This is a genomic window from Blattabacterium cuenoti (assembly GCF_014251575.1).
Classification (GTDB): domain Bacteria; phylum Bacteroidota; class Bacteroidia; order Flavobacteriales; family Blattabacteriaceae; genus Blattabacterium; species Blattabacterium cuenoti_N.
In genome coordinates this window covers 368,565-393,170 of the sequence record NZ_CP059191.1, presented here as the reverse complement: position 1 = coordinate 393,170, position 24,606 = coordinate 368,565, and the positions used below count along the sequence as shown (strand labels likewise).

24 protein-coding genes and 3 tRNA genes are annotated in these 24,606 nt (G+C 26.3%); 16 read left to right on the top strand and 11 right to left on the bottom strand.

The features are described from left to right. The first annotated feature begins 9 nt into the window (after positions 1-9). Both H0H67_RS01860 and H0H67_RS01855 read left to right on the top strand, forming a co-directional pair. Positions 10-981: an enolase C-terminal domain-like protein gene (locus tag H0H67_RS01860; RefSeq protein WP_317168096.1), complete on the top strand. Its 972-nt coding sequence runs from the start codon at positions 10-12 to the stop codon at positions 979-981. After that, the gene (locus tag H0H67_RS01855) at positions 966-2,033 is read left to right on the top strand and encodes an acyl-CoA synthetase family protein (protein WP_238784564.1); all 1,068 of its coding nucleotides are present in this window, start codon (positions 966-968) and stop codon (positions 2,031-2,033) included. The genes H0H67_RS01860 and H0H67_RS01855 overlap by 16 nt, the downstream gene beginning before the upstream one ends. A gap of 9 nt (positions 2,034-2,042) precedes the next feature. Here H0H67_RS01855 and H0H67_RS01850 read toward each other — a convergent pair whose 3' ends face one another. Beyond that, positions 2,043-3,272 (bottom strand): NADP-dependent isocitrate dehydrogenase, encoded by a 1,230-nt coding sequence (locus H0H67_RS01850; RefSeq protein ID WP_185859083.1) that lies wholly within the window; start codon positions 3,270-3,272, stop codon positions 2,043-2,045. 168 nt (positions 3,273-3,440) lie between these two features. On the opposite strand from H0H67_RS01850, the gene H0H67_RS03160 reads away from it, so the two are divergent. The 8 genes from H0H67_RS03160 (at position 3,441) to H0H67_RS01815 (ending at position 10,323) form a co-directional block, all read left to right on the top strand. Continuing rightward, positions 3,441-4,703, top strand: coding sequence for an elongation factor 1-alpha C-terminal domain-related protein (locus tag H0H67_RS03160; protein WP_238784563.1), 1,263 nt, complete (start codon positions 3,441-3,443; stop codon positions 4,701-4,703). Positions 4,704-4,717: 14 nt separating this feature from the next. Beyond that, entirely contained in the window at positions 4,718-5,542 is an 825-nt protein-coding gene (locus H0H67_RS01840) for a serine O-acetyltransferase (RefSeq protein ID WP_185859082.1), read from the top strand. A 17-nt stretch (positions 5,543-5,559) separates the two neighbouring features. Beyond that, positions 5,560-6,471, top strand: coding sequence for a cysteine synthase A (gene cysK, locus H0H67_RS01835; RefSeq protein ID WP_185859081.1), 912 nt, complete (start codon positions 5,560-5,562; stop codon positions 6,469-6,471). A gap of 192 nt (positions 6,472-6,663) precedes the next feature. After that, a complete protein-coding gene (locus H0H67_RS03155; RefSeq protein ID WP_238784562.1) occupies positions 6,664-7,299 on the top strand; it encodes a flavodoxin domain-containing protein in 636 nt (211 codons plus the stop codon). Beyond that, entirely contained in the window at positions 7,209-8,324 is a 1,116-nt protein-coding gene (locus H0H67_RS01830; RefSeq protein WP_238784561.1) for a diflavin oxidoreductase, read from the top strand. The genes H0H67_RS03155 and H0H67_RS01830 overlap by 91 nt, the downstream gene beginning before the upstream one ends. A 373-nt stretch (positions 8,325-8,697) precedes the next feature. Continuing rightward, positions 8,698-9,186 carry an assimilatory sulfite reductase (NADPH) hemoprotein subunit gene (locus tag H0H67_RS03150; RefSeq protein ID WP_238784560.1) on the top strand — a complete coding sequence of 163 codons (489 nt, stop codon included), beginning with the start codon at positions 8,698-8,700 and terminating at the stop codon, positions 9,184-9,186. Position 9,187: 1 nt separating this feature from the next. Then, positions 9,188-9,301 (top strand): hypothetical protein, encoded by a 114-nt coding sequence (locus H0H67_RS03220; RefSeq protein ID WP_394366799.1) that lies wholly within the window; start codon positions 9,188-9,190, stop codon positions 9,299-9,301. Next, complete coding sequence (locus H0H67_RS01815; RefSeq protein ID WP_238784559.1) at positions 9,298-10,323, top strand: sulfite exporter TauE/SafE family protein; 1,026 nt, start codon at positions 9,298-9,300, stop codon at positions 10,321-10,323. The genes H0H67_RS03220 and H0H67_RS01815 overlap by 4 nt, the downstream gene beginning before the upstream one ends. Here the strand turns inward: H0H67_RS01815 and H0H67_RS01810 are convergent. From H0H67_RS01810 to H0H67_RS01800, 3 genes are read right to left on the bottom strand one after another with little or no spacing between them, the layout of a single operon-like run. Next, positions 10,258-11,262: a 2-hydroxyacid dehydrogenase gene (locus H0H67_RS01810; protein WP_185859080.1), complete on the bottom strand. Its 1,005-nt coding sequence runs from the start codon at positions 11,260-11,262 to the stop codon at positions 10,258-10,260. The genes H0H67_RS01815 and H0H67_RS01810 overlap by 66 nt on opposite strands. Then, on the bottom strand, positions 11,259-13,553 hold the full coding sequence (locus H0H67_RS01805; RefSeq protein WP_185859079.1) for a transglycosylase domain-containing protein: 2,295 nt from the start codon (positions 13,551-13,553) through the stop codon (positions 11,259-11,261). The genes H0H67_RS01810 and H0H67_RS01805 overlap by 4 nt, the downstream gene beginning before the upstream one ends. A gap of 38 nt (positions 13,554-13,591) precedes the next feature. Next, positions 13,592-14,659 (bottom strand): PSP1 domain-containing protein, encoded by a 1,068-nt coding sequence (locus tag H0H67_RS01800; RefSeq protein WP_185859078.1) that lies wholly within the window; start codon positions 14,657-14,659, stop codon positions 13,592-13,594. A gap of 68 nt (positions 14,660-14,727) precedes the next feature. Between H0H67_RS01800 and coaD the strand changes: the two genes are divergently transcribed. After that, a complete protein-coding gene (gene coaD, locus H0H67_RS01795; RefSeq protein WP_185859077.1) occupies positions 14,728-15,213 on the top strand; it encodes a pantetheine-phosphate adenylyltransferase in 486 nt (161 codons plus the stop codon). A gap of 5 nt (positions 15,214-15,218) precedes the next feature. Here the strand turns inward: coaD and rnr are convergent, their stop codons facing one another. Further along, a complete protein-coding gene (rnr, locus tag H0H67_RS01790; protein WP_185859076.1) occupies positions 15,219-17,186 on the bottom strand; it encodes a ribonuclease R in 1,968 nt (655 codons plus the stop codon). A 177-nt stretch (positions 17,187-17,363) separates the two neighbouring features. Between rnr and H0H67_RS01785 the strand changes: the two genes are divergently transcribed. Then, positions 17,364-18,182, top strand: a complete 819-nt coding sequence (locus H0H67_RS01785; protein ID WP_185859075.1) for a glycogen/starch synthase — start codon at positions 17,364-17,366, stop codon at positions 18,180-18,182. 40 nt (positions 18,183-18,222) lie between these two features. After that, a complete protein-coding gene (gene glmS, locus H0H67_RS01780) occupies positions 18,223-20,073 on the top strand; it encodes a glutamine--fructose-6-phosphate transaminase (isomerizing) (RefSeq protein WP_185859074.1) in 1,851 nt (616 codons plus the stop codon). A gap of 80 nt (positions 20,074-20,153) precedes the next feature. On the opposite strand, the gene H0H67_RS01775 is transcribed toward glmS, so the two are convergent. From H0H67_RS01775 to H0H67_RS01755, 5 genes are all read right to left on the bottom strand, one after another. Next, entirely contained in the window at positions 20,154-20,906 is a 753-nt protein-coding gene (locus H0H67_RS01775) for a uroporphyrinogen-III synthase (protein ID WP_185859073.1), read from the bottom strand. 74 nt (positions 20,907-20,980) lie between these two features. Next, positions 20,981-21,051, bottom strand: a tRNA-Cys gene (locus H0H67_RS01770). An 18-nt stretch (positions 21,052-21,069) separates the two neighbouring features. Then, entirely contained in the window at positions 21,070-21,426 is a 357-nt protein-coding gene (gene folB / locus H0H67_RS01765) for a dihydroneopterin aldolase (protein WP_185859072.1), read from the bottom strand. A 5-nt stretch (positions 21,427-21,431) separates the two neighbouring features. Next, positions 21,432-22,043, bottom strand: a complete 612-nt coding sequence (locus tag H0H67_RS01760) for a superoxide dismutase (protein ID WP_185859071.1) — start codon at positions 22,041-22,043, stop codon at positions 21,432-21,434. 53 nt (positions 22,044-22,096) lie between these two features. Continuing rightward, positions 22,097-23,317 carry a phosphoglycerate kinase gene (locus tag H0H67_RS01755; protein ID WP_185859070.1) on the bottom strand — a complete coding sequence of 407 codons (1,221 nt, stop codon included), beginning with the start codon at positions 23,315-23,317 and terminating at the stop codon, positions 22,097-22,099. A 93-nt stretch (positions 23,318-23,410) separates the two neighbouring features. On the opposite strand from H0H67_RS01755, the gene H0H67_RS01750 reads away from it, so the two are divergent. From H0H67_RS01750 to H0H67_RS01740, 3 genes are all read left to right on the top strand, one after another. Continuing rightward, positions 23,411-23,857 (top strand): RpiB/LacA/LacB family sugar-phosphate isomerase, encoded by a 447-nt coding sequence (locus H0H67_RS01750; protein ID WP_185859069.1) that lies wholly within the window; start codon positions 23,411-23,413, stop codon positions 23,855-23,857. Further along, a tRNA-Asn gene (locus H0H67_RS01745) sits at positions 23,848-23,921 on the top strand. Before H0H67_RS01750 ends, H0H67_RS01745 begins: the two co-directional genes overlap by 10 nt. Positions 23,922-23,926: 5 nt before the next feature. Beyond that, a tRNA-Pro gene (locus H0H67_RS01740) sits at positions 23,927-24,001 on the top strand. 3 nt (positions 24,002-24,004) lie between these two features. Here the strand turns inward: H0H67_RS01740 and gmk are convergent. After that, on the bottom strand, positions 24,005-24,580 hold the full coding sequence (gene gmk / locus H0H67_RS01735; protein ID WP_185859068.1) for a guanylate kinase: 576 nt from the start codon (positions 24,578-24,580) through the stop codon (positions 24,005-24,007). Positions 24,581-24,606: the final 26 nt, after the last annotated feature.

Sequence of the window (24,606 nt, the reverse complement as noted above, 5' to 3'; positions counted from 1 at the left end):
TTTATTATATTGAAACAAAATAATAGAATAGGGATAGGAGAATGTAATCCAATATTGGAAGTTTCAAAAAATTTAAATCACTTTAAAAATGAATTAGAGAGTCTTTCCAAAAAGGTGATTTATTTAAAAAAAACAGAAATACATTATTATCGTAAATATATTTCATATTCATCCATTTTTTTTGGATTAGAACAAGCTTTTTTAAGTTTAAAAAACAAATTCCCTATATTATATGATTCTGAATTTACTCATGGAGAAAAAGGTATATCTATAAATGCTTTGATATGGCTTAATTCTTTTAAAAAAAAGAAGGGTGTAAAAAACGATATAATAAAAGAAATAGAAAAAAAAATTATTAAAGGTTTTTCATTTATAAAAATGAAAACGAGTGTGGATTCTTTTGAAGATCAGTATTTAATTTTAAAAAAAATTAAAAAAAAATATCCATATATAAAAATACGTTTAGATGCAAATGGTTGTTTTGAAAATTTTCAAAAAGTTTTGTATTGTTTAAATAAACTTTATGATTTAAATATAGTTCATTCAATGGAACAGCCTATTTTATCCGGAAATTGGAAAAAAATGTCAGAAATTTGTAAAAAATCAAAATTACCTATAGCATTAGATGAAGAATTAGTAGGAATTCATGAATTGAAAGATAAAAAAAGATTATTGGATGTTATTTGTCCTAAATATGTTGTATTGAAGCCTAGCATAAATGGAGGTTTTTATGGATCTAAAGAATGGATATTAGAAGCTGATAAAAGAAAAATTAAATGGTGGATTAGTTCTTCTTTAGAAAGTAATATTGGGATTAATGCTGCCGCTCAATGGACTTTTATGATGAAAAAAAAATATCAAAACTCTAATGTTCATGGATTAAATACAGGAGTTTTATATGTGAATAACTGGAGGTCTCCTTTAGAAATTAATAAAGGTTCTATTTGGTATAATCCATCTATGAAATGGAAAATATTTTAATAAATGAAAATATGTGGATAGATTTTTCTTCTAAAAAAACATTGACTGATTCTTATTATAATTCTTGCAAAAAAGATTTTCATTGGAGAAACGCTATTTTTTCATTTTTAAAAAAGTGGTATGATAATGAATCTGTATTATCTGTTTCAACTTCTGGAACAACAGGTTCTCCAAAAATAATATTTTTGAAAAAAAAGCATATGTTTGAAAGAGCTATAAAAACTGTAGAATTTTTAAAACTAGAAAAAAGAGGAATCAGAGGATTATTATGTTTATCTCCAGACTTTATAGCAGCTAAAATGTTTTTAGTTCGTGCTATTATTTTTAAGTGGAAAATCTATTGTGTTCCTCCATCATCTAATCCTTTGATAAATATCAAAGAATGTTTCGATATTATATCAATGGTCCCCATGCAAGTTTTTTTTAGCTTAAAATATTTAGAATATATTAAGATTATTTTAATAGGAGGATGTTCCATTTCCAATTTTTTAGAAAAAAAATTGCAAAATATTTCAACTATTTGTTATGAAACTTATGGAATGACAGAAACATTAGGTCATATAGCTCTAAGAAAAATTAATGGTTCAAATAAACTTACTTTTTATAAATCATTTCAAGATATACATTTGAGTGTAGATGAAAGAAATTGTTTAAAAATTTATTCTATGGATTCTTTTATACAAACAAATGATATAGTTCATATGATATCTAGTGATACATTTTACTGGATAGGAAGATATGATAATGTAATCAATAGTGGAGGAATAAAAATTATTCCTGAATTAATAGAAAAAAATATAAGTTCTTTTATCCCTTTTCATAAAAGATTTTTCATATCTTCAATTCCAGATAAAATTTTTGGGGAAAAAATAGTATTAATTATTGAGGGAGATCCTTTTCCATTCAAACTTCCAGAAGTTATTTTTAATGGAAAAAATAAATTTTACAAACCAAAAAATATTTTCTTTTTTCCTCATTTTATAGAAAATTCACTTGGGAAAGTGAGAAGAAAAGAGATTATGAAAAAATTAATTCAAAAAATAAAAACATGAAAATTTGTATTATATTCTTTTATCGAAAAAAATTTTTAATTCTTTTAGAAAGGTTTTGGTATCTAAATAATTTTTTTCATTGTTATATTCACTTCCATAAGCTAATTTAAACAAATCTTTGGTCATTTTTCCGGATTCTATAAAATCTATACATGCTTCTTCCATTTTTTCAGAAAAATATTTTAAATCCACATTTTTATCTAAAAAAGCACGATGTTTAAGACCTCTAGTCCAAGAAAAAATAGAAGCAATAGGATTTGTGGAAGTTTTTTGTCCTTTCTGATATAATCTATAATGTCTAGTTATAGTTCCATGAGCTGCTTCAGATTCTAAAGTTTTTCCATCTGGAGTAAGTAGAACTGAAGTCATCATTCCTAATGAACCAAATCCTTGAGCAATACAATCAGATTGTACATCTCCATCATAATTTTTACAAGCCCATATAAATCCTCCATTCGATTTGATAGCTTTTGCTATCATATCATCTATTAAACGATGTTCATAACTGATTTTTAGTTCTTCAAATTTTGATTGAAATTCATTTTCATATAAGTCTTTAAAAATTTTTTTATATTTTCCATCATATGATTTCAGAATGGTGTTTTTGGTAGAAAGAAAAAGAGGCAATTTTTTATGTATGGAATAATTAAAACAAGAACGAGCAAATCCACATATGGATTGATCAGTGTTGTACATTCCCATAGCAATTCCAGGTCCCATGAAATGATGGATTTCAAATTTTTTTAATTTATTTTTATTGTTATCTGGAAGAAAATAAATATACAATTTTCCTTTTTCCTCAATTATAAAATCTGTTGCTTTATATTGGTCTGCATAAGCATGCCGGGCGATACATATAGGCTTTTTCCAATTTTGGATTAAACGAGGAATGTTATTAACTATGATAGGTTCTCTGAAAACGGTTCCATTAATAATGTTCCGTATAGTTCCATTTGGAGATTTCCACATTTTTTTTAAATGAAATTCTTTCATTCTGTCTTCATCCGGTGTTATTGTCGCACATTTAATTCCAACATTATATTTTTTTATGGCATAAGCAGCCTTTATGGTAATTTGATCATTGGTAAGATTTCTATTTTCGATTCCTAGATCGAAATAAATGATATCTATATCTAAGTAAGGAAAAATAAAATATTTTTTAATATATTTCCATATAATTCTAGCCATTTCATCTCCATCTATTTCTACTATAGGATTATTTACTTTAATTTTTTTCATGAATTTGCAAAATTTTTTTAAACAAAATAATATTACATATTTTTGGCAAAATATTTAATAATAAAAGAAATTCTTATATTTGTGTAACAAGAATGTATTTGGTATCTATTTACCATCCCTTTGAATGATTCGAAGGGTTTTTTGTTTTTATGGTAATGAATGAAAAATATGAAATGGAAAATTTCATCACAAGAATGTTTATCTGATCTTTCAAAAGAAATCAAGTCCTCTTTTTCTGTAGAGGATAAATTAAGAGCTCTTTCAAATTTTTTTACAGGAAAAATCGTTTTTTCTACAATCTTGAATATTGAGGATCAATTAATTTCTCATTTTATTTTATCAAATGAAATTTCCATAAAAATATTCACTTTAGATACAGGAAGGTTGTTTGAAGAAACTTATAAAGTTTGGAAAGATACAAATAAATTTTATGAATATTCTATTTCTGCTTATTATCCTAATCAAGATAAATTAGAGGATTTTTTGTCAAAAAATGGACCAAATTCATTTTATGATAATGTAAAAAATAGAATAAAATGTTGTTTTTTACGCAAAGTAGAACCCCTAAAAAGAGCTTTACAAGGAAATTTTGTATGGGTCACTGGATTGCGTGCAGAACATTCTGTAGAAAGAAAAAAATTGAATGATTTGGAATGGGATTCAAAATATCATTTGATTAAATATCATCCAGTAGGTTTAAATGACGTAGACATGATTCCAATTAGTGCAAAAAATGGAGATAATGTAGTAGATAAATCATATCATATGAAATGGTATACTGGACCGAGTCTTTTTTCTTTATTGGAAAATGTTGTGATTCAAAGAAAAACTTATTTAGAAGCTTCTATATATACAGTTCAATATGTCATTCGTTCCAGTAATAAGTATGATACATCTCGTGGATATGCTGGAAAAATTATTAGTGGAATATATAAAGTTGGAGATGAAATTATCATTTATCCATATGAAAATCATACATTTATAAAAAAAATAGAAAAATGTGGATTAAGAGTAGAGGAAGGATTTTATCCACAGAGTATAGTTATGTATTTAGAAGATGAAATAGACGTTTCTCGTGGAAATCTTATAGTGAAAAAAGATGATGATCTTCCTATTTTTTCTCAAGAATTTGAGATGATTATTTTCTGGATGTCAAATAAACCATTAAAAATGGGAAATCAGTATTTATTTCAAATTCACTGTTTTCAAGTTACAGTTCGGATTAAAAATATTTTTTATCGTATAGATGTGAATACTCTAAAAAAAGAAAATACACCTGATCATGCTGTGTTGAATGATTTAGTTAAAGTGAAAGTAAAAACATCTGTACCAGTTCCACATGATCCTTATAAAAAAATAAAAGAAAATGGATCTTGCATTTTAATAGATGAAACAAGTTATTCTACAGTGGCTGCTTGTATGATTCAATAAATTAAATTAAATAAATGTTAGATTTTTTAAATATTATATTTGAAGATAACAAAAAAAGAAATCCTTTTCCTAATAAAAAAAAATCTGAGGAATTTATAGAAGCTTTATTTAATTTTCTATTTACTTCTGATCGATATACTTTACAAAATAAAGTTTTTCTCAAAAAGAATTATAAAAAACTCTTTAATTTTTTATATGAAATTTTTCTTGAATTAAATATTGATCAAAAAAATTCTAATAATCTTTCTAAAAAATTTTTTGAAGAACTTCCCAATATTTATCAAACATTGATAATAGACGCTTATGCTATCTTGGAATCTGATCCTGCTGCAACAGTTGTAGAAGAAATTTTTCTTTCTTACCCTGGTTTTTTCGCTACTGCATTATACAGAATAGCTCATCAATTTTGGATTCAGAAAATTCCAATTATTCCAAGATTGATTACAGAATATGCACACAGTAAAACAGGAGTAGATATTCATGCATCTGCAGAAATAGGGACATCTTTTGCAATTGATCATGGAACAGGAATAGTTATAGGTTCCAGTACAAAAATAGGAAATAAAGTTAAAATATATCAAGGAGTTACTTTGGGAGCTATTCATGTGGATAAAAAATTATCTAATCAAAAACGTCATCCTACTATAGAAGATCAAGTTACTATTTATGCGGGGGCTACGATTTTAGGAGGAAAAACTATAGTAGGTCATGATAGTGTAATTGGAGGAAATGTTTGGTTAACACGAAGTGTTCCTCCTTTTTCTATAGTATATCAAAAAAGCGAAATAAAAATGAGAAATAATAGTCCTTTTCCTGATCCTATTAATTTTATGATATAATAAAAAAAAGAAAAAAAATGAAATTTGATAGTATTTTAAAAACTATTGGAAATACACCTCATGTTCGTCTTAATAAATTATATCCGAATCACCAAATTTGGATGAAATTAGAAAAAAATAATCCAGGAGGAAGTATAAAAGATAGAATAGCACTATCTATGATAGAAGATGCTGAAAAAAAAGGAGCCCTCCATAAAGGAGATATTATCATAGAACCTACTTCTGGAAATACAGGAATAGGATTAGCTATGGTTTGTGCTGTGAAAGATTATCGTCTTATTTTAGTCATGCCAGAATCTATGAGTATTGAAAGAAGAAAATTATTTTCTATTTTTGGAGCAAAATTTGTTTTAACTCCAAGAGAAAAAGGAATGAATGGTGCTATTAAAAAAGCAGAAGAACTAATTGATACAATTTCTAATTCCTGGATGCCTAAACAATTTGATAATATATCTAATCCAAATATTCATAAAAATACAACAGCAAAAGAAATCATAGATGCTTTTCCTGAAGGAATAGATTATTTTATTACAGGAGTTGGAACTGGTGGACATATTACTGGTATAGGAGAAGTATTAAAAAATAAATATCCTAATCTAAAAATTTTTTCTGTGGAACCTGTGGAATCTCCAGTGATATTTGGAGGCGAATCAAATCCGCATTCTTTACAAGGATTAGGTGCAGGTTTTATCCCTTCCATTTTGAATGTAAAAATATTAGATGGATCTTTTTTAGTTTCAAAAGAAGATGCTTTTACTTTTGTTCGTAAAATAGCAAAAAAAGAAGGAATTCTTGTTGGAATCTCTACAGGAGCGGTTCTATCTGCTATAGATCAACAATTATCTAATTTTTCTGAAAAATCCATAATATTGACGTTTAATTATGATACTGGAGAAAGATATCTTTCAGTTGAAAATCTTTTTTTATGATAACAAAAAAAGTAATTTTTCAGCAGGACCAGGAGATCCTGATTTGATTACTATAAAAGCTTTGAATCATTTTATGTCTCCTTCTTTTTAGTCATTGTAGGTAAAATAGTGGTTTTACATCATTATTTCAAAGAGAAAAAAAATTATTTTGAGTGATATTTATTAATATTTTCTTTTATAAAATTGAATAAAATGTTATCTGAATCAAATAAAAAAACATTTTTTAATTTAATCAAAGAATCCTCTATAGAAGAGATTATTTGGATGTGTGGCTATATGTCTGGATTATTATCTTCTAATACTAAAAAATCTTCTAAAGAATTAAATAAAGAGGAAAAAATTACGTTAGTTTATGGGACAGAGACAGGAAATGCCAAAAATTTAGCTTTTGACATTTATCAAAAAGCAAAAAATAAAAAATTGCAAATGAAATTGATGAGTTTAGATCAATATCGTTTGCAAGATTTGGAAAAAGAAGATTATTTATTCGTAATAATTAGTACACATGGAGAAGGAGAACCACCTTCTTCCGCAAAAGATTTTTTTGATTTTATTCATGAAAATCAAAAAATTAATCTTAATCATTTAAAATACAGTGTATTAGCTTTAGGAGATAAATCTTATTCTTACTTTTGTAAAGCGGGGGTCGATGTAGATAAACGTTTGAATAACATAGGAGCAATCAGAATCGTTCCATTGCATAAATGTGATGTCGATTATGAAGAAAAAGCAAATAAATGGTTTTTAGAAATTTTGAATTTTTTTCAAAAAAAAAATATGAAAAAAATACAGAAAATAGAAGGGAAAAAATATGTGGAAAAGTTTTGAATAATATCCTTTTAAGTGATAAAAAAAGAGGGTCTAATAAAGAAATTTATCATGTTGAAATTTCTGTTCAAAATGAAGTTAAATATCTTCCGGGTGATTCTATAGGAGTGTTTCCTGAAAATTCTTCGAATGAAATACATGATATTATAGAATATATTTTAAGAAATAGAAAAAAAAAAGGATCTGAAATAAATATATTTAATCTTTTCAAGAAAGAATTTAATATTTTTAATTTATCAGATAATTTTTTAAAAAAATATTCTTTTTTATCTGAAAAAAAAAATATTCCTTCTAATCGAAAATGGAAACTGATTGATCTTTTAAAAGAATTTCCTATAAAAAAGGAATTTTCATTAAGAGATTTAATAAAAATAATGGAACCTATCAAACCAAGATTATATTCCATTTCTTCTTCTCCTAAAGCTCATTATAATGAAATACATATTACTGTATCTCGTCATAGTTTTCAATTGAATGGAGAAACTGTATATGGTCATTGCTCTGATTTTTTATCTAAGTTAAAGGAAGGAGAAAAATTATCATTTTTTATTTATAGAAATCAATTGTTTAGATTACCAAAAAATTCTGAAAAAGACATAATCCTTATTGGACCTGGAACCGGAATAGCTCCTTTTCGTTCTTTTTTATATGAAAGAGAAGCTATAGAAGCTACAGGGAAAAATTGGCTATTTTTTGGAGATCAACATTTTTATTCAGACTTTTTGTATCAAACAGAAATCCAAAATTGGAAAAAAAAAGGAGTTCTTAATCGAATCAGTCTCTCTTTCTCTAGAGATCAAGAAAAAAAAATATATGTACAAGATAAAATATGGGAAAATAGAATAGAATTTTTTTCATGGATAAAAAATGGAGCATATATCTATGTTTGTGGAAAAAAAAATCCTATGAGCATAGATGTTGAAAAAATGATCTTTCGTGTAATAGAGGAAGTAGGAGGATGTGATCCAGAATCTTTTATGAAAGAAATGAAAAAACATGGAAGATATTTAAAAGACGTATACTAAAAAAATTGATGAAAAATTCAATTTTGTAAACATGAAAATATCTCGTATAACAAAATAAGAAAAAATAAAAAAAGAAAGCATAGGACTTAGGGAGACTCTTATAGATAGTTTACAAAATGAATTATCTGGTGGTCTTTATGATGACGATCAAGTAATTATTAAATTTCATGGGTTCTATCAACAAGATGATAGAGATATAAGAAAAGAGAGATCTAAAAAAAAACTGGAAAGATTATATTCTTTTATGATACGTTTAAGAATTCCAGGAGGTCTTATCAATCATAAACAATGGGTATCTATTCATAATATTTCAGAATAAAATTCAACTGGAGTCATCAAAATAACGACTAGACAAATAATTCAATTACATGGATTGATAAAATCCAAAATAAAACCAACTATTCAATTTTTTGATATTCATCAATTGGATTCTATTGCTACATGTGGAGATGTTAACAGAAATGTGGTATGCAGTACCTATATAGACAGTAAATACTCTCGTGAAGAAATTTTGAATTATGCTACTAAAATTAGCAATATGTTACTTCCTAAAACAAAATATTACTATGAAATTTGGTTAGATAGAAATAAGATATATGAAAAAAAAGAAGAAAAAGATCCTCTTTACAAGGAAACTTATTTACCTAGTAAATTCAAAATTTCTATAGCAATCCCTCCTAATAATGATGTCGACGTTTTTGCTAATGATATAGGTTTAATTGCTATTATTGACAATAAATCTAAAATTTTAAAAGGGTTTAACATATCTGTTGGAGGAGGATTATCTACTACTCATGGTAATTATAAAACTTATTCTAGGTTAGGAACTGTAATTGGTTTTTCTGATTCTGAAGATCCATAAATTGGTTAATGTTCCTGATGCTCCTGATCTTTGTGATTTTTATATGGGGTCTATTGTACAAAAAGGAAATTTAAAGATAGCTATTTCTACTAACGGAAAGTCTCCTACAGTTTGAAAGAAATTTTTATAAATGTTTTACCACATGAATTAGATGACGTGTTGATAAATATGTGTAAAATACGAAAAAAACTAAAAGGAAATTTTGAATATAAAGTGAAAATTCTCAATTTAATAACTGAAAAATGGTTGATCAAAAAAACATCATTGAAAGAAAACAAATTACATAAAAATTTAATAAAGTATTTGTTTTTTATAATAGGACTTATTATTACTATCAGTTTTTTTCTACATTTTTTAACAAAAAGTATTTTTTTTCAAAAAATATTGGATCATTTTAATCAAAATTTTTTATATCTAATTTTTACTGGTTTTTTTGCACAACTCGTTGATGGAGCTATAGGAATGGGATATGGTCTAACTTGTACGACTATATTACTTTCTTTTGGAATTCCTCTTCCTTCAATCAGTGCTAGTATACATACTGCAGAGATATTCTCTAGCGGAATATCTGGATTGAGTCATTATAAGATGGGAAATGTAAACAAAAAATTATTTAAAATATTACTTATCCCAGGAGTTATAGGTTCTATTGTTGTAGCTTTTTTGCTTGCTAAATTTGGAGAGTCTTACGCTATTTTTAAACCAATGTTAGCTTCTTATACTTTTTTCTTTGGAGTTAAAATTTTGTTAAAGACATGGAAAAAGGATCACAAAAAAACTAGAAAAATAGGGTGTCTCGCAGGATGTGGAGGTTTTTTAGATTCTTTTGTAGGTGGAAGATGGGGCCCTTTTGTTACTAGCACTTTAATATCAAAGGGAAGAACTCCAAAATATGTTATAGGATCGGTAAGTTTATCTGAATTTTTTGTAACTCTTTCGAGTACTTTAACTTTTTTTTCTTTATTAGGAATTAACTACTGGAGAATAGTTTTTGGATTAGTTTTTGGAGGATTATTTGCTGCGCCTTTAGCAGCAAAAATATCCGGAAAACTTCCTATAAAAATAATGTTTCTATCTATAGGAATTTTGGTAATTATCTGGAGCGTGAGGATTTTGTATAATTGTTTTTTCAATTAATAGTTTGTTTAATAAAAGAATTTTTTCGACAATTTTTTTATCCATCTTGGATTTTGATTCTTGAGTCCATCCAGCAACATGTGGAGTTAATACAACTTTATTAGAATGAATAAGATCAAAAAAATTTTTTGAAAGTTTATGATAATGAAAAATATTTTCAAAAGAAAAATTTTCATACTCTAATACATCTAAACAAGCTCCATATATTTTTCCGTTTCTTAATGCTTTGACTAAATGATTTGTTAGAACACATCCCCCACGAGAAGTATTTATCAAATAAAAAGGCTTGTAAAATTTTTTTATAAAATTATAATTAATCATTCCTTTTGTTTCTTTTGTATAAGGGACATGCAAACTGATTACGTCTGATTTTTTAAAAATTGTATTCATGTCAACTTGCATTGCATAAGTATCACCGATTTTAGGTAAAATATCATAACATAATATTCTAGCATCAAATCCTGAAAGTTTTTTTGCAAAAGCTTTTCCAGTATTTCCATATCCAATAATCCCTATTGTTTTTCCCATGATTTCCATTCCTCTATTATTTTCTCTATCCCATTTTCCTTTTTTAATTTGTTGATGAGAAGGAATGATATGGTTCATGATACATAAAAGCATTCCTATTGCATGTTCTGCTACAGCATCTTTATTCCCTTCTGGAGAAGAAATTAAAGTGATTCCTTTTTTTGAAGCATAATCTTTGTCTATGTTTTCTATTCCAGATCCAATTCTAGCTATAAATTTTAAGTTTTTAGCTTTTTTAATAAATTTTTTATCTATTTTTAATCTGCTTCTTAAAATGACCCCATCATATACAGATATATCAATTTTATCGGTTGAGTCATAATAATTTTCATCACAAATAAATCCTTCTTTTTTTAGTTTGTATATAATAAAAGGATGATTTTTTTCTAAAACTAATATTCTTTTGATCATTTATCGTAATCTTTATTATTTTCATTATTTAAATTTTCATTAATATCTATAATTTCTTTCAAAGAATTTTTATTTTCTTTTTCTTCAATAATATTTTCTTCTTCTTTGAACAGATGATTTTCCTCACATTGATCCCAATGATATTGATAATTTTTAGGTTTATGAAAAAATAATTGATGATTATAAATCAGATTAATATCTTTATATAAATTTTTCATATAATAGGCCCATATAGGCAAAGCCATATTCGCTCCCTGCCCCAATTTAATATTCTCGAAATGAGAAAATCTATCTTCCCAACCAACCCAAACTCCAGTAGTTAAATTGGGGACCATTCCGATGAACCATCCATCTGAGTTTTCATTAGTTGTTCCAGTTTTTCCAGCTATATCTCCTATAATATTATATTTCTGTAATCTTTTAGCTGTTCCATATTTAACAACTCCTTGCATTAGTTTTAACATAATATATGCTACTTCTTCACTAAAAACTTGTCTTCTGCTAAGATCTATATTTTCTTTGATTAAATTTCCGTTTTCATCCTCTATTTTAACTAAAATACTGGGCTTTACGTAAAAACCATAATTGGTAAATGTATTGAATGCTCCTGTCATTTCATATAATGTTAGATCTGCAGAACCAAGAGCTATAGATGGATGTTCAGGAATCATAGATTTTATACCCATTTTTTTTGCTAAACTAATTACTGGACCTGGAGTAATTTGTGATATCAAGCGGGCTGAAATCGTATTTACAGATAAAGCTAAACCATCTTTTAATGTAAGGGATCCTCCATATTTTCCATTAGAATTCCTAGGACTCCATTTTCCTAAATGAAATTTTTCATTTGAAATTTTTGTACAAGGATTATAATGCAATTCATTAATAGCAGTAGCATACAAAATGGGTTTGAAAACAGAACCAACTTGACGTTGTGTTTGTGCCACATGATCATATTGAAAATAATTGAAATCTATTCCCCCTACCCATGCTTTTATAAACCCAGTAGATGGCTCTATAGATAACAAACCAGCTTGAATAATACTTTTTTGATAACGAAGAAAATTCCATGGAGAGATTAATACTTTTTTTGGTCCATTCCAAGTAAACAATTTTATTGATTGTGGCTTTTTAAATTTTTCTAAAATTTTTTCTTCTGTTAATCCTTTTTGTTTCAAATCTTGGTAAAGAGAAGTTCTATGCATAGCAGATATTAATATTCTTTTTGTTTTTTCTTGAGATATATTCAAAAATGGAGCATTTTTGTTTTTTTTTTGAAAATGATTGAATAAAATCTGTAATTTACTGAGGTGTGTTTTTACAGCTTTTTCTGCATAATCTTGCATTCTTGCATCAATAGATGTATATATTTTTAAACCACTAGAATAAAGATTTAGTTTTTGCCCAGTTTGATTTTCATGTTCGTCTAAAGCTTCTTGAATTTCTTTTTTTAAAAATTCACCATAATAAGTAAGCAATTCAAAATCTTTTTTTTGTATTTTAAAATTAATTTTTACAGGTTTTTCCAATTCTTTTTCATACCTATATGCATTTAAAAAATTATATTTTCTCATTTGATATAAAACTAAATTCCTTTGTTTTTTTGCTCTTTTAGGATAATTTTTAGGATTATATAAAGAAGGATTTTCTAACATTCCAACCAATGTAGCACATTCTCCTAAATTAAGTTCAGAAACTTTTTTATTGAAATAAGTGTGAGCGGCTGTTTCTATCCCTTTTGCATTATATAAAAAATCAAACTTATTATAATACATCGTAATAATTTCTTCTTTAGTATAACGTTTTTCCAATTCAATAGCCATGACCCATTCTAAAAGTTTCTGATGAATTCTTTGCAATTTATTTTTTGCAGATGGTCCTGTAAAAAGAAGTTTTGCTAATTGCTGAGATATAGTACTTCCACCACCTTTTTTACCAAGTGAAAGAATCGCTCTAAGAAGAGATTTAGCGTCAATACCAGAATGATATTTAAAACGAATATCTTCTTTTGCTATTAAAGCATTAACAAGATCTTTCGGAAGTTGTTTATAAGTGATTAAAGTTCTATTTTCTGAAAAAAATCTTCCCAAGAGTATTCCATTAGAGTCATACACCTCCGATCCTACTTCCATAGTAGGGGTTTCTATATCTTTAGTATTAGGCAAAGCTCCCAAATAACCTTTAGATGCTGCATAAAAAATTAAAAATATAATACTTATTCCTATAAAAAAGAAAAACCAAAAATAAAAAAGAAGCACACGAAAATAAGATTTTATACTTTTTTTATACACGTAAAAAATTTATTAGCATATAATAAATAATGTGAGAATTATATAGACAAATCTTTAAATGTTAATTCGGTTTTCTGAATGGCATCAATTGTTGATAACTCCTCTAGAGGAGGTGCTATTTGATTTTTTTTATTCTTTTCTAAAATATCTTTAATTTTTTTTACTTCTATTCTAAACCAAGTATTTGGATTCTTAATGTAAGAAAACCACATTTCTTTTTTGAAAACATCAATTTTCATACATTGAGCGATTCCTTTTTCTGTGTGGATTTTTTTGTTGAAATCCGGAAAATCTTTTAGAGAAGTTAAATAGGCATCTAATTCATAGTTAAGACAACATTTTAATTTACTACATTGTCCATTTAATTTTTGAATATTTATGGAAAGTTGTTGATATCTTGCAGAATTAGTTGTGACAATTTTAAAATTTTTTAACCAAGTTGAACAACAAAGTTCGCGACCACAAGAACCAATTCCTCCAATTTTTGCTGCTTCTTGTCTATATCCTATTTGACGCATTTCTATACGTGTGTGAAAATGTAAAGCTAATTCTTTGATTAATTTTCTAAAATCAACTCTATTTTCAGCTGTATAATAGAAAATAGCTTTTTCTCCATCCCCTTGATACTCAACATCGCAAATTTTCATAGAAAGATTTAAAGTTTTTGCAATTTTTTTAGCCTTTGAAAGAGTTGAAAATTCTTTTTTTCTGAAAGATTTCCAAATATTGATTTCTTTATATGTTGATTTTTTGTATATTTTTTTTAAAAAGTTTATATTTTCATTTCTTATTTGTAAATTGACCAATTCTCCAGTTAAAATTACTGTTCCTACATCATATCCCATTCCTGATTTAGATTCTACAGTAACAATGTCTCCTTTGCAAAGAGATATTTTTTCTTGATTTACAAAAAATTCTTTTCTATCATTTTTAAATTGCACTTCTACAACATCATGTTTTTGATATTCAAAAGGAGATTGAATGTTAGATAACCAGTCTAATACATTCAGTTTATTGCATTGTTTTTTTTTATAATTATTTTGAAAAAAGGATAAATCCTTTTTTTCACATTTATTTTTTAAACAATTAGAACATGATTTGTTCATTATCCTAATAACTTTTTTTAATAAAAAATTAAATTATATATAAATATATATGATCTAAAAAAATTATTATGAATAACAATGAAAAAATAGCTGTATTTCCTGGATCATTTGATCCCATAACTTTGGGGCATTATGATATTATTATTAGGTCTTTGAATTTATTTGATAAAATTATTATAGCTATTGGAAAAAATTTTGAAAAAAAAAATATGTTTTCTCTTAAAAAGAGAAAAGAATGGATTAGAAAAACTTTTCTTGATTTTTCCCATAAACATAAAATAGAAATAGAATCATTTAATGGATTAACCATTTCTTTTTGTATAAAAAAAAAAGCTAAATTTTTGTTAAGAGGAATTAGAAATCAATTTGATTTTGAATTTGAAAAAGATATATTGTTTGCTAATAAAAAATTAGACAAAAAAGATATTATTGAAACTGTCTATTTTCTTTCTTCTTATGAAAATTCTCATATTTCTTCTTACATTGTGAGAGATATTATGAAAAATGGAGGAGACTATTCCATATTTGTTCCTTCTACTGTGAGAATAGAATAATAGAGTTATTTATTATCAATCCAATCAAGGATAATTTGTTTTTTTTCCATATTTACATCTATTAGTTTTACTTTTACTTTGTCTCCTAAATGATAAACTTTTCTTTTTTTTTTTCCAATTATGCTATAATTATTTGAATTCAGAATATAAGAATCTTCTTTAATATCACATAATCTTACCATTCCTTCTGTTTGAAATAATAGTAGATCAATATAAACACTCCAATCAGTGAATCCAGTAATAATGCCATAAAACTCTTTTCCTAAAAATTTTTTGATATATTTCACTTGTATATATTTTAGGAATTCTCTTTCTAAATCTATAGCTATACGTTCTTTATAACTGCAATATTGGGATTGTTTTTCATAAAATTCAATTTTTTTTAGTTTGTACGCATTTTCATTATTATGATTTTTTGTTAGATAATAGTGCAGTAATCGATGAGCTATTATATCTGAATATCTTCTTATAGGAGAAGTAAAATGAGTATAATAAAAAAAAGATAATCCATAATGTCCTATATTTTTGGTGGAATATTTTGCTTTACTCATAGCACGAAGAATCAAATTTTCAATCATATTTTGTTCTGGTCTTCCTTTAATTTTTTTTAATAAACAATTAATGGAAGTTTTTAAATTTTTAAAATTTAAAAAATAACCTAAAGGCTCTATAATTTTTTTTAGAAAAAAAATTTTTTGAAAATCTGGTTTATCGTGAACTCTGTAAATAAAGAGTTTATTAGAAGGATTTTCATTAAAATTTAAACTAACAAACTCTGAAATTTTTTGATTGGTTAACAACATAAATTCTTCTATTAACCGATGAGCATCATTGTTTTTTTCTAAATGTAAAGAAATTGGATTATTTTTTTTATCTAAATTGAATTTAACCTCAACTTTTTCAAGATAAATAGATCCATTTTTTAATCTTTTTTTTGTTAATATTTTAGAAAATAAGAATAAGGTATAAATCTCTTCGTGAAAATCTCCTTTTTTTTTATCTATAATTTTTTGAACTTCTTCATATGTAAATCTTCTATCAGATCGTATAATTGTTTTTCCAAACCAACTTTTTAATATTTTTCCTTGACTGTCCATATTAAAAATATAGGAAAAACTTAATTTGTCTTCCATAGGCTGTAAGGAACAAAGATCATTCGATAATGTTTTTGGAAGCATAGGAATGACTTCTCCTATAAAATAAATAGATGTAGCACGTGAATATGCTTCTTTATCTAACAAGCTTCCTTCTTTTATATAATGAGAAACATCGGATATATGGACCCCTATTTCCCAAGTGTCATCATTTAGCTTTCTAATTGATAGTGCATCATCAAAGTCTTTTGCATCTAAAGGATCTATAGTAAAAGTATTAATATTTCGCAGATCTTTTCTAATTTCTGTATCTGAAATTCTTTTTGAAAAAATTTTTTTAGCTTCATTTTCTACTTCTTTGGAAAATTCGTAGTGAATTCCATATTCTTCTAATAATGAATAAATTTCAGCTTTATATTCTCCAGTTTTTCCAAATATTTTGATAATTTTTCCAAGAGGATTTTTGATCTCTTTGGGCCATGATATGATTTGAACTAAAACTTTATCATTGTGATGATATTTTTCATTATCTATTGAAACAAAGATATCTACATGAATACTATTATTGTAGACTATAACCGTTCCATATTTAGAGTGAGATTGAAAATTCATTTTTAATATTCCAATAAATTTTTTGTTTTTTCTTTTTATTATTTTCAATACTTCTCCTTCTATTTTTATTCCTTTACTATTTTTTCTATTCAATCTTATTTTTACTAAATCTCCATTTAAAGCTCTGTTTGTCTTATTTTTTGGAATAAAAATATCTTTCTTAAATCCTTCTATATTAACAAAAGCATATCCATGGTTAGTAATATTAATGAATCCAGTAAAAAAATTCTTACAATGTTTTTTTTTTATTTTTTTTTCTGATTTCATGATAATATGTCTATCTATAAATAAAGCTAAAAAACCTACAATCTACAAGATTTTATCTAAAAAAATCGTTTTTCATTTTTATTATGAAATTTAGTAATTGGATATTATTTATTATATTTGCAATGATCCGTTTTTTTACTATATATATATCAAAATAAAAAATAACTCTAATCTAAGATGACAGGTAAACGTATATTATATGTTTCTTCAGACTTATTTCCTTTTTCTTCAGAGAATCCAATCTCTTTATCGGTTTTAAAAGCCACTAAGTTTATGCAATCAATAGGAAACGATGTACGTATATTTATGCCTCGTTTTGGAGTGATAAATGAAAGAAGACATCAATTACATGAAGTCATTCGTTTGTCAGGCATGAATTTAGTTATTAATGATATAGATCAACCATTATTGATAAAAGTTGCTTCTATTCCTGATGCAAGATTACAAGTTTATTTCATAGATAATGAAGAATATTTTAAAAGGAAAGCTATATATGAAGATGAAAAAGGAATTTTTTTTCAAGATAATGACGAAAGAGCTTTATTTTTTACAAAAGGGGTTTTAGAAACTGTAAAAAAATTAAATTGGAAACCTGATATTATCCATATATATGGATGGATTAGTTCTTTTATTCCTTTGTATATTAAAAATTTTTATAAAAATGATCCTGTATATCAAAACGCAAAAATAGTAGTATCTATTTATAACAAACCTTTTCAAGGTAACCTAAATAAAGAGATTATTAAAAAAGTAAGATTTGATGGAATTAAATCTAAAAAATTAAAATTGTTAGAAAATCCGAATTATTTTAATTTGATCAAATTATGTATGTATTTTTCGGATGCTATAATAAAAGGAGATCTTTACTTTCCTGAAGAAATAGAGGATTATATAAAAATAAACAAATTATTAGTATTAAAATATTATCCTGTAGAAAAAATAGAAACTGTTTATCAACAATTTTATAAAGAAACTGTTTCAGAACAAATAAATTAATATTTTTCATAGATAAAAACTTCTAATTCTATCAGTTAGAATGTGTGGTATAATTGGTTATTTGGGTTACAGAGAAGCTTATCCTATTCTTATTAACGGATTAAAAAAATTGGAATACCGAGGATATGATAGTTCCGGGATTGCTCTTTTTTATGAAGGGGGATATAGTTTGTGTAAAACAAAAGGAAGAGTTTATGAATTGGAAAAAAAAATATCTTCTTGCAAAATAAAAATAAGTGGAACAACTGGAATCGGTCATACTAGATGGGCTACACATGGAATTCCAGATGATATTAATGCTCATCCTCATGTTTCTAATTCCAATAATTTGATTATAATTCATAACGGAATCATAGAAAACTATCATGCAATTAAAATCATTTTGTCAAAAAATGGTTTTACTTTTAAAAGTGAGACAGATACAGAGGTTCTTGTAAATTTTATTGAGTATATCAAGAAAGAAAACAAATTATCTTTAGAAGAAGCTGTAAGAATTTCTTTGAATGAGATTGTAGGTGCCTATTCTATTGCTGTTGTGGATCAGTCTCATCCAGAAACAATTATTATTGCGAAATTAGGAAGTCCTATTGCGTTGGGAATTAATAAGAAGGAATTTTTTATTGCATCTGATCCTATTCCTTTCATAGATTATACGAAAAATGCTATTTATTTAAAAGATGGAGAAATGGCTATTCTTAGAAAAGGAAAAGAATTAGATTTGAGAAAAATTGTAGATAATCATAGGCTAAATCCAATTATTAAAAGACTTCAAATAAATTTGAAACAAATAGAAAAAGGAGAGTATAAGTATTTTATGTTAAAAGAAATATATGAGCAACCAAAAACAATTTTGGATACATTACGTGGAAGATTATTAATTTCAGAAGGAATAATTTGTATTGATGGAATTGAATCTAATAAAGATATTTTTATTAATGCTAAATGTATAACTATAGTAGCATGTGGAACTTCATGGCATGCTAGTTTAATTGGGGAATATCTATTAGAAGAACTTGCTCGTATTCCAGTAGAGGTAGAATATGCTTCAGAATTTAGATATAGGAATCCTATTATAGAAAAAAAAGATGTAATTATTGTAATTTCTCAATCTGGAGAAACAGCCGATACTTTAGCTGCTTTAAAATTGGCAAAAAGTAAAGGGGCTTTTGTTTTTGGTATTTGTAATGTAGTAGGATCATCCATTGCGCGAAATGTAGATGCAGGAGCTTATACTCATGCAGGTCCTGAAATTGGAGTAGCGTCTACAAAATCTTTTACTACACAAATTACAGTTCTTGTTTTATTAGCTTTGAAAATAGGAAAGCATAGATCGTCTATAAATGACAATCGTTATAAATATTTATGTCAAGAACTTGGATTAATTCCAGAAAAAATTAATCATTTTTTAAAAAAAGATAATTCTATAAGAAAAATTTCCAAAATCTATCATAATGTAAATAATTTTCTTTATTTAGGAAGAGGAATAAACTTTCCAGTTGCTTTAGAGGGAGCTTTAAAACTAAAAGAAATATCCTATATTCATGCAGAAGGTTATCCTGCAGCAGAAATGAAACATGGACCTATAGCCTTGATTGATGAAAATATGCCAGTGGTTATTATCGCAACAAAAAAAGGATGTTATGACAAAATAGTAGGAAATATTCAAGAGATTAAAGCTAGAAAAGGTCAAATAATAGCTATAGTTAATGAAGGAGATCTTCAAGTAAGTATGTTAGCTGATTATGTAATTAAAGTTCCAGAAAGTTCAGAGGAACTTAGTCCATTATTAACTGTTATTCCTCTTCAATTATTGGCTTATCAAATAGCTTATATACGAGGAGAAAATGTTGATCAACCAAGAAATTTAGCGAAATCAGTAACAGTAGAGTAAAAGTGAGTGAAAAATATTTTTTGAATCTATCAATTTTTTAAAAGGAAGAATATTTCATTAGTTAAAAGCAAAAAAAATATTTAATATTTTATTGTGTTTAGTTTTTTGATATACTTTTCTAAAGCCATAGCCATAGAAGGAAATTCTGGAGTCGGGACTTTTATATCTATTTTTAATCCTGCCTTAGCAGCAGCATCCAAAGTATTTTTTCCAAAAGTAGCAATTTTTATACCTTTTTGATCAAATTTAGGAAAATTTTCAAACAAAGATTTGATTTCTGCTGGACTGAAAAAAACCAAAATATCATAACATATGTGTTTTAAATCAGATAAATCACTAGAATTGGTTTTGTATAATATGGCTCTCTTCCAAAAAACATTTAGTTTATTTAACATATTTGGAATATCGGGTTTTAAAATATCTGAAGAAGGCAATAGAAATTTTTCTTTTGGATGTTTCTTTATATAAGGTAATATGTCTTGAAATGATTTATTTCCAATATGAATTTTTCTTTTTCTATAGACAATGTACTTTTGCAAGTAATAAGCAATTGTTTCTGTTTGACAGACATATTTCATAGAAATTGGAACTTTAAAACGCATAGAATCTGCCAATCTGAAATAATGATCTACAGATTTTTTACTTATAAAAAGAACTACGGTAAAATCAGAAAAATTGATTTTTTGTTTTCTTACATCACTAGATGATGCTCCTTTAACTTCTATAAAAGATCTAAAATCGATCTTTACATTTTTATTTTTACTGAGCTTTAAGTATGGATAATCAGATCCTCCTGTCAGAGGTTGTGAAATAAGAATATTATTTATCTTCATCTCTATCTTTATTTCTTCAAATATTTTTATGATTTTAAATTCGCAAATTTATGCAGAAAATTAATATAAAAAAAAGGCACAGAGCGGAATCGAACCGCTATAAAAGGTTTTGCAGACCTCTGCCTTTCCATTCGGCCACAGTGCCAAAATACGTCAAAAAATTTTAATCATCTAAAATAACACACACTCTATCTACGTCTCCTTGTAATGGGGGGTTTTCTTTACAAATTTTTACTTTTATATGTTTAATCAAAAATTCTTTATATCTTTTTCTAATTCTTTGAATTATTCTTTTTGCTAAATGTTCTATCAATTTAGAATTAATCTTCATTTCTTCTTCCACAAGAGAGTATAAATGTACATAATCAACAGTTTTTGATAAATCATCATGAATAGCAGCTTCATTAATATTTAATTCAATTTCTATGTTAGTGGTATAATGAGAACCTATACGTCCTTCTTCCTGCATACATCCATGATATCCAAATAATCTGATATTTTCTAGGATTATTTTACCCATGAAAATTAGTTTACTATTTTATTGTAATTTTCTTCTACTTTTTTCCAATTAATAATATTCCAAAAAGAAGATATGTAGTCTAAACGACGATTCTGATATTTTAGATAGTAAGCATGTTCCCAAACATCTAATCCTAATATTGGAATTCCTTCACAACCTATTCCAGACATAATAGGATTATCTTGATTTGCTGTAGAACAAATTGTCAATTTGTTTTCTTTTACACATAACCAGGCCCATCCTGAACCAAAACGATTAGATGCAGCAGTAGAAAATTGATTTTTAAAAGAATCAAAAGAACCGAAATTTTTCGAAAAAATTTCATTTAGAAATATACTTGGACTTGTATACTCTGAATGAGGAATTAATATCTCCCAAAAAAGGTTATGATTGTAAAAACCTCCACTATTATTGCGTACTGCTGGAGTTTCCATACAAGCTCTTTTCATAATTTTTTCTATAGTAAAATTCATCATATCTGTTCCAGATATAGCTCGATTCAAGTTCTCTGTGTAAGATGCATGATGTTTATTATAATGGATTTCCATAGTTTTTCGATCTATATAAGGTTCAAAATCCTTATATGAATAAGATAATTTTGGAAGTTTGAATGACATAATTTTTTTCTTTTATTTGAGAAACACAAATATAATTAAAAACTTGATTTTTATTATGTATTTATAATAGCTTTTATTCCAGGAAGTATTTTATTTTTCAAACTCTCTAATAATGCCCCTCCTCCGGTAGATAAATAACTGATTTTTTTATCACATCCTTCCATTTTTAGTGAGGCGATAGAATCTCCACCTCCTACTAAAGAAAAAGCTCCTTTTTCAGTTGCTTTTGCAATTGTTTTTGCTATAGATCTGGTTCCTAAAGAAAAATTAGTCAATTCGAAAACTCCTACTGGACCATTCCATAAAATAGTTTTTGATTTTTCTATAATGTTGCAAAAGTATTTTATAGAAGAAGGGCCTATATCTAAACCCATCCATCCATATGGAATAGAATCAATAGGAGAAATTTTAGTATTTGATGTATTTTTAAATGAATCAGCAATAATAACGTCTTTTGGAAAAGACAAAATATTTTTTTTGTTTTTTTCTTGACATTTATCAAGAATCTTATTTAATATTTTTTCAATTTTCTTATCTTTTTCAATAAGAGATTTTCCTATTTTTCCGCCCATTATTTTGATGAATGGATAAGACATCCCTCCTCCTATTAATATATGATCTGCAAAATCAATGAGATTTTCAATAATTTCAATTTTTGAAGAAATTTTTGCTCCTCCTAATAAAACTGTAATTGGTTTTTCTCCTTTTCCTGACAAAAATTTTTTCAAAAATTGAATTTCTTTTTGCATAAGAAGTCCTATACATTTTTTTTTTCCAAAAAATTTAGGAAGAATAGTGATAGAAGTATGCATACGATGAGATACTCCAAAAGCATCATTCACATAAATATTTCCTAATTTAGACAATTCAAAAGCAAAATTTTCATTTTCCTTTTCTTCTTCTTTGTAAAAACGAAGATTTTCCAATAATAAAATTTCTCCATTTTTTAATTCACTAACTTTTTTTTCTGCATTTTTTCCTATACAATCCTCACAAAAATTTACTGTAATTTTTAATTTTTCGGATAAAAAAGAAGTTAAAAATTTTAAAGAATAAGTTTTAGAAGGGATCCCTTTAGGTCTTCCAAAATGAGAAAGAAGGACTATTTTTCCTTTTTCAGAAAGTATTTTTTGAATAGTCGGAAGACTGGATTGAATGCGTGTATCATCCGTTATTTGATAATATTTATCTATAGGAACATTAAAATCTACTCTTAGTAAGACTATTTGATCTTTGAAATCAAAATCATTGATAGTTTTTATATCCTCTAACATTTTAAATGGTAAACAAATTTTGTTTACAAAGTTAGTATTTCAATTTAAAATTTTTAAATGTATATTTATTAGCATCTTTTTTGCAAAAAATTTATGAGAATAGCAATAGGATCTGATCATACGGGAGTATATTATAAATTTTTGATAAACAATTTTTTAACAGAAGTAGGATACAAAATTAAAGATTTTGGGTATTCTAAATATGGGGAAAAAGTTGATTACCCTGATTTTATTCATCCTACAGCTGAATTTGTAGAAAATGGAAAGGCCAATTTTGGAATTATTATATGTGGAAGTGGGAATGGAGCAGCAATGACTGCCAATAAATATAAAAAAATTCGTGCTGCTTTAGTATGGAAAAAAGAAGTTGCTGTTCTAGCTAGAAAACACAATAACGCTAATATTATTAGTTTACCAGCACGTTTTTTAGATAAAAATGAAGTTTTAGAAATTATAGAAATATTTCTAAGAACCAATTTTGAAGGAGGAAGACATAGAATCAGAATAAGTAAAATACCAATTAAATATAATCCTCAGTAGCTCAGCTGGTTAGAGCACCTGACTGTTAATCAGGGAGTCGCTGGTTCGAATCCAGCCTGAGGAGTTTTTCGGGGTGTAGCTCAGATTGGTTAGAGTCCACGTCTGGGGGGCGTGTGGTCGCTGGTTCAAGTCCAGTCACCCCGATCTTTATTTATCATAGATAAAATTAGAAACTAGTTGAACTGCTTTTTTCTTTGTTTGGAATAAATCAATGTTAAATAGAACAAAGTCAAATAATTTTGCATAACTATTTTCTTTTTTCACTTTATTTAAACGTGTATTTATTTGGTTATCTGATTGTTCAGATTTTCTCATTAAAAGTCTTTCTTTTAGAATTTTTATTGAATGAACCATAATAAATATAGATAGTGAATTGTTTGGATATTGTTTTTTTAAACTTAATCCTCCTTTAACATCAACGTCGAATAAAACATGTTTATTAGATTTAAAAATTTTTGAAATTTCGTCCTTTAAAGTTCCATAAAATAATTTAGGATAAACTTCTTCCCATTCTGCAAATTGATGTTTTTTTATCTTAGAAATAAAACTGTTCATGGATATGAAATAATAATCTTTTCCATGTTTTTCATTGTTCCGAATTGATCGTGTGGTACACGATACAGAAAACTTTAAATTTGGAAATTTTGAAAGTAAACAATGTGAAATAGTAGTTTTTCCAGATCCAGAAGATCCTGATAAAATGATCATTTTCCCTTTTTTCATTATCTAATTAATTTACTAACTTTGTT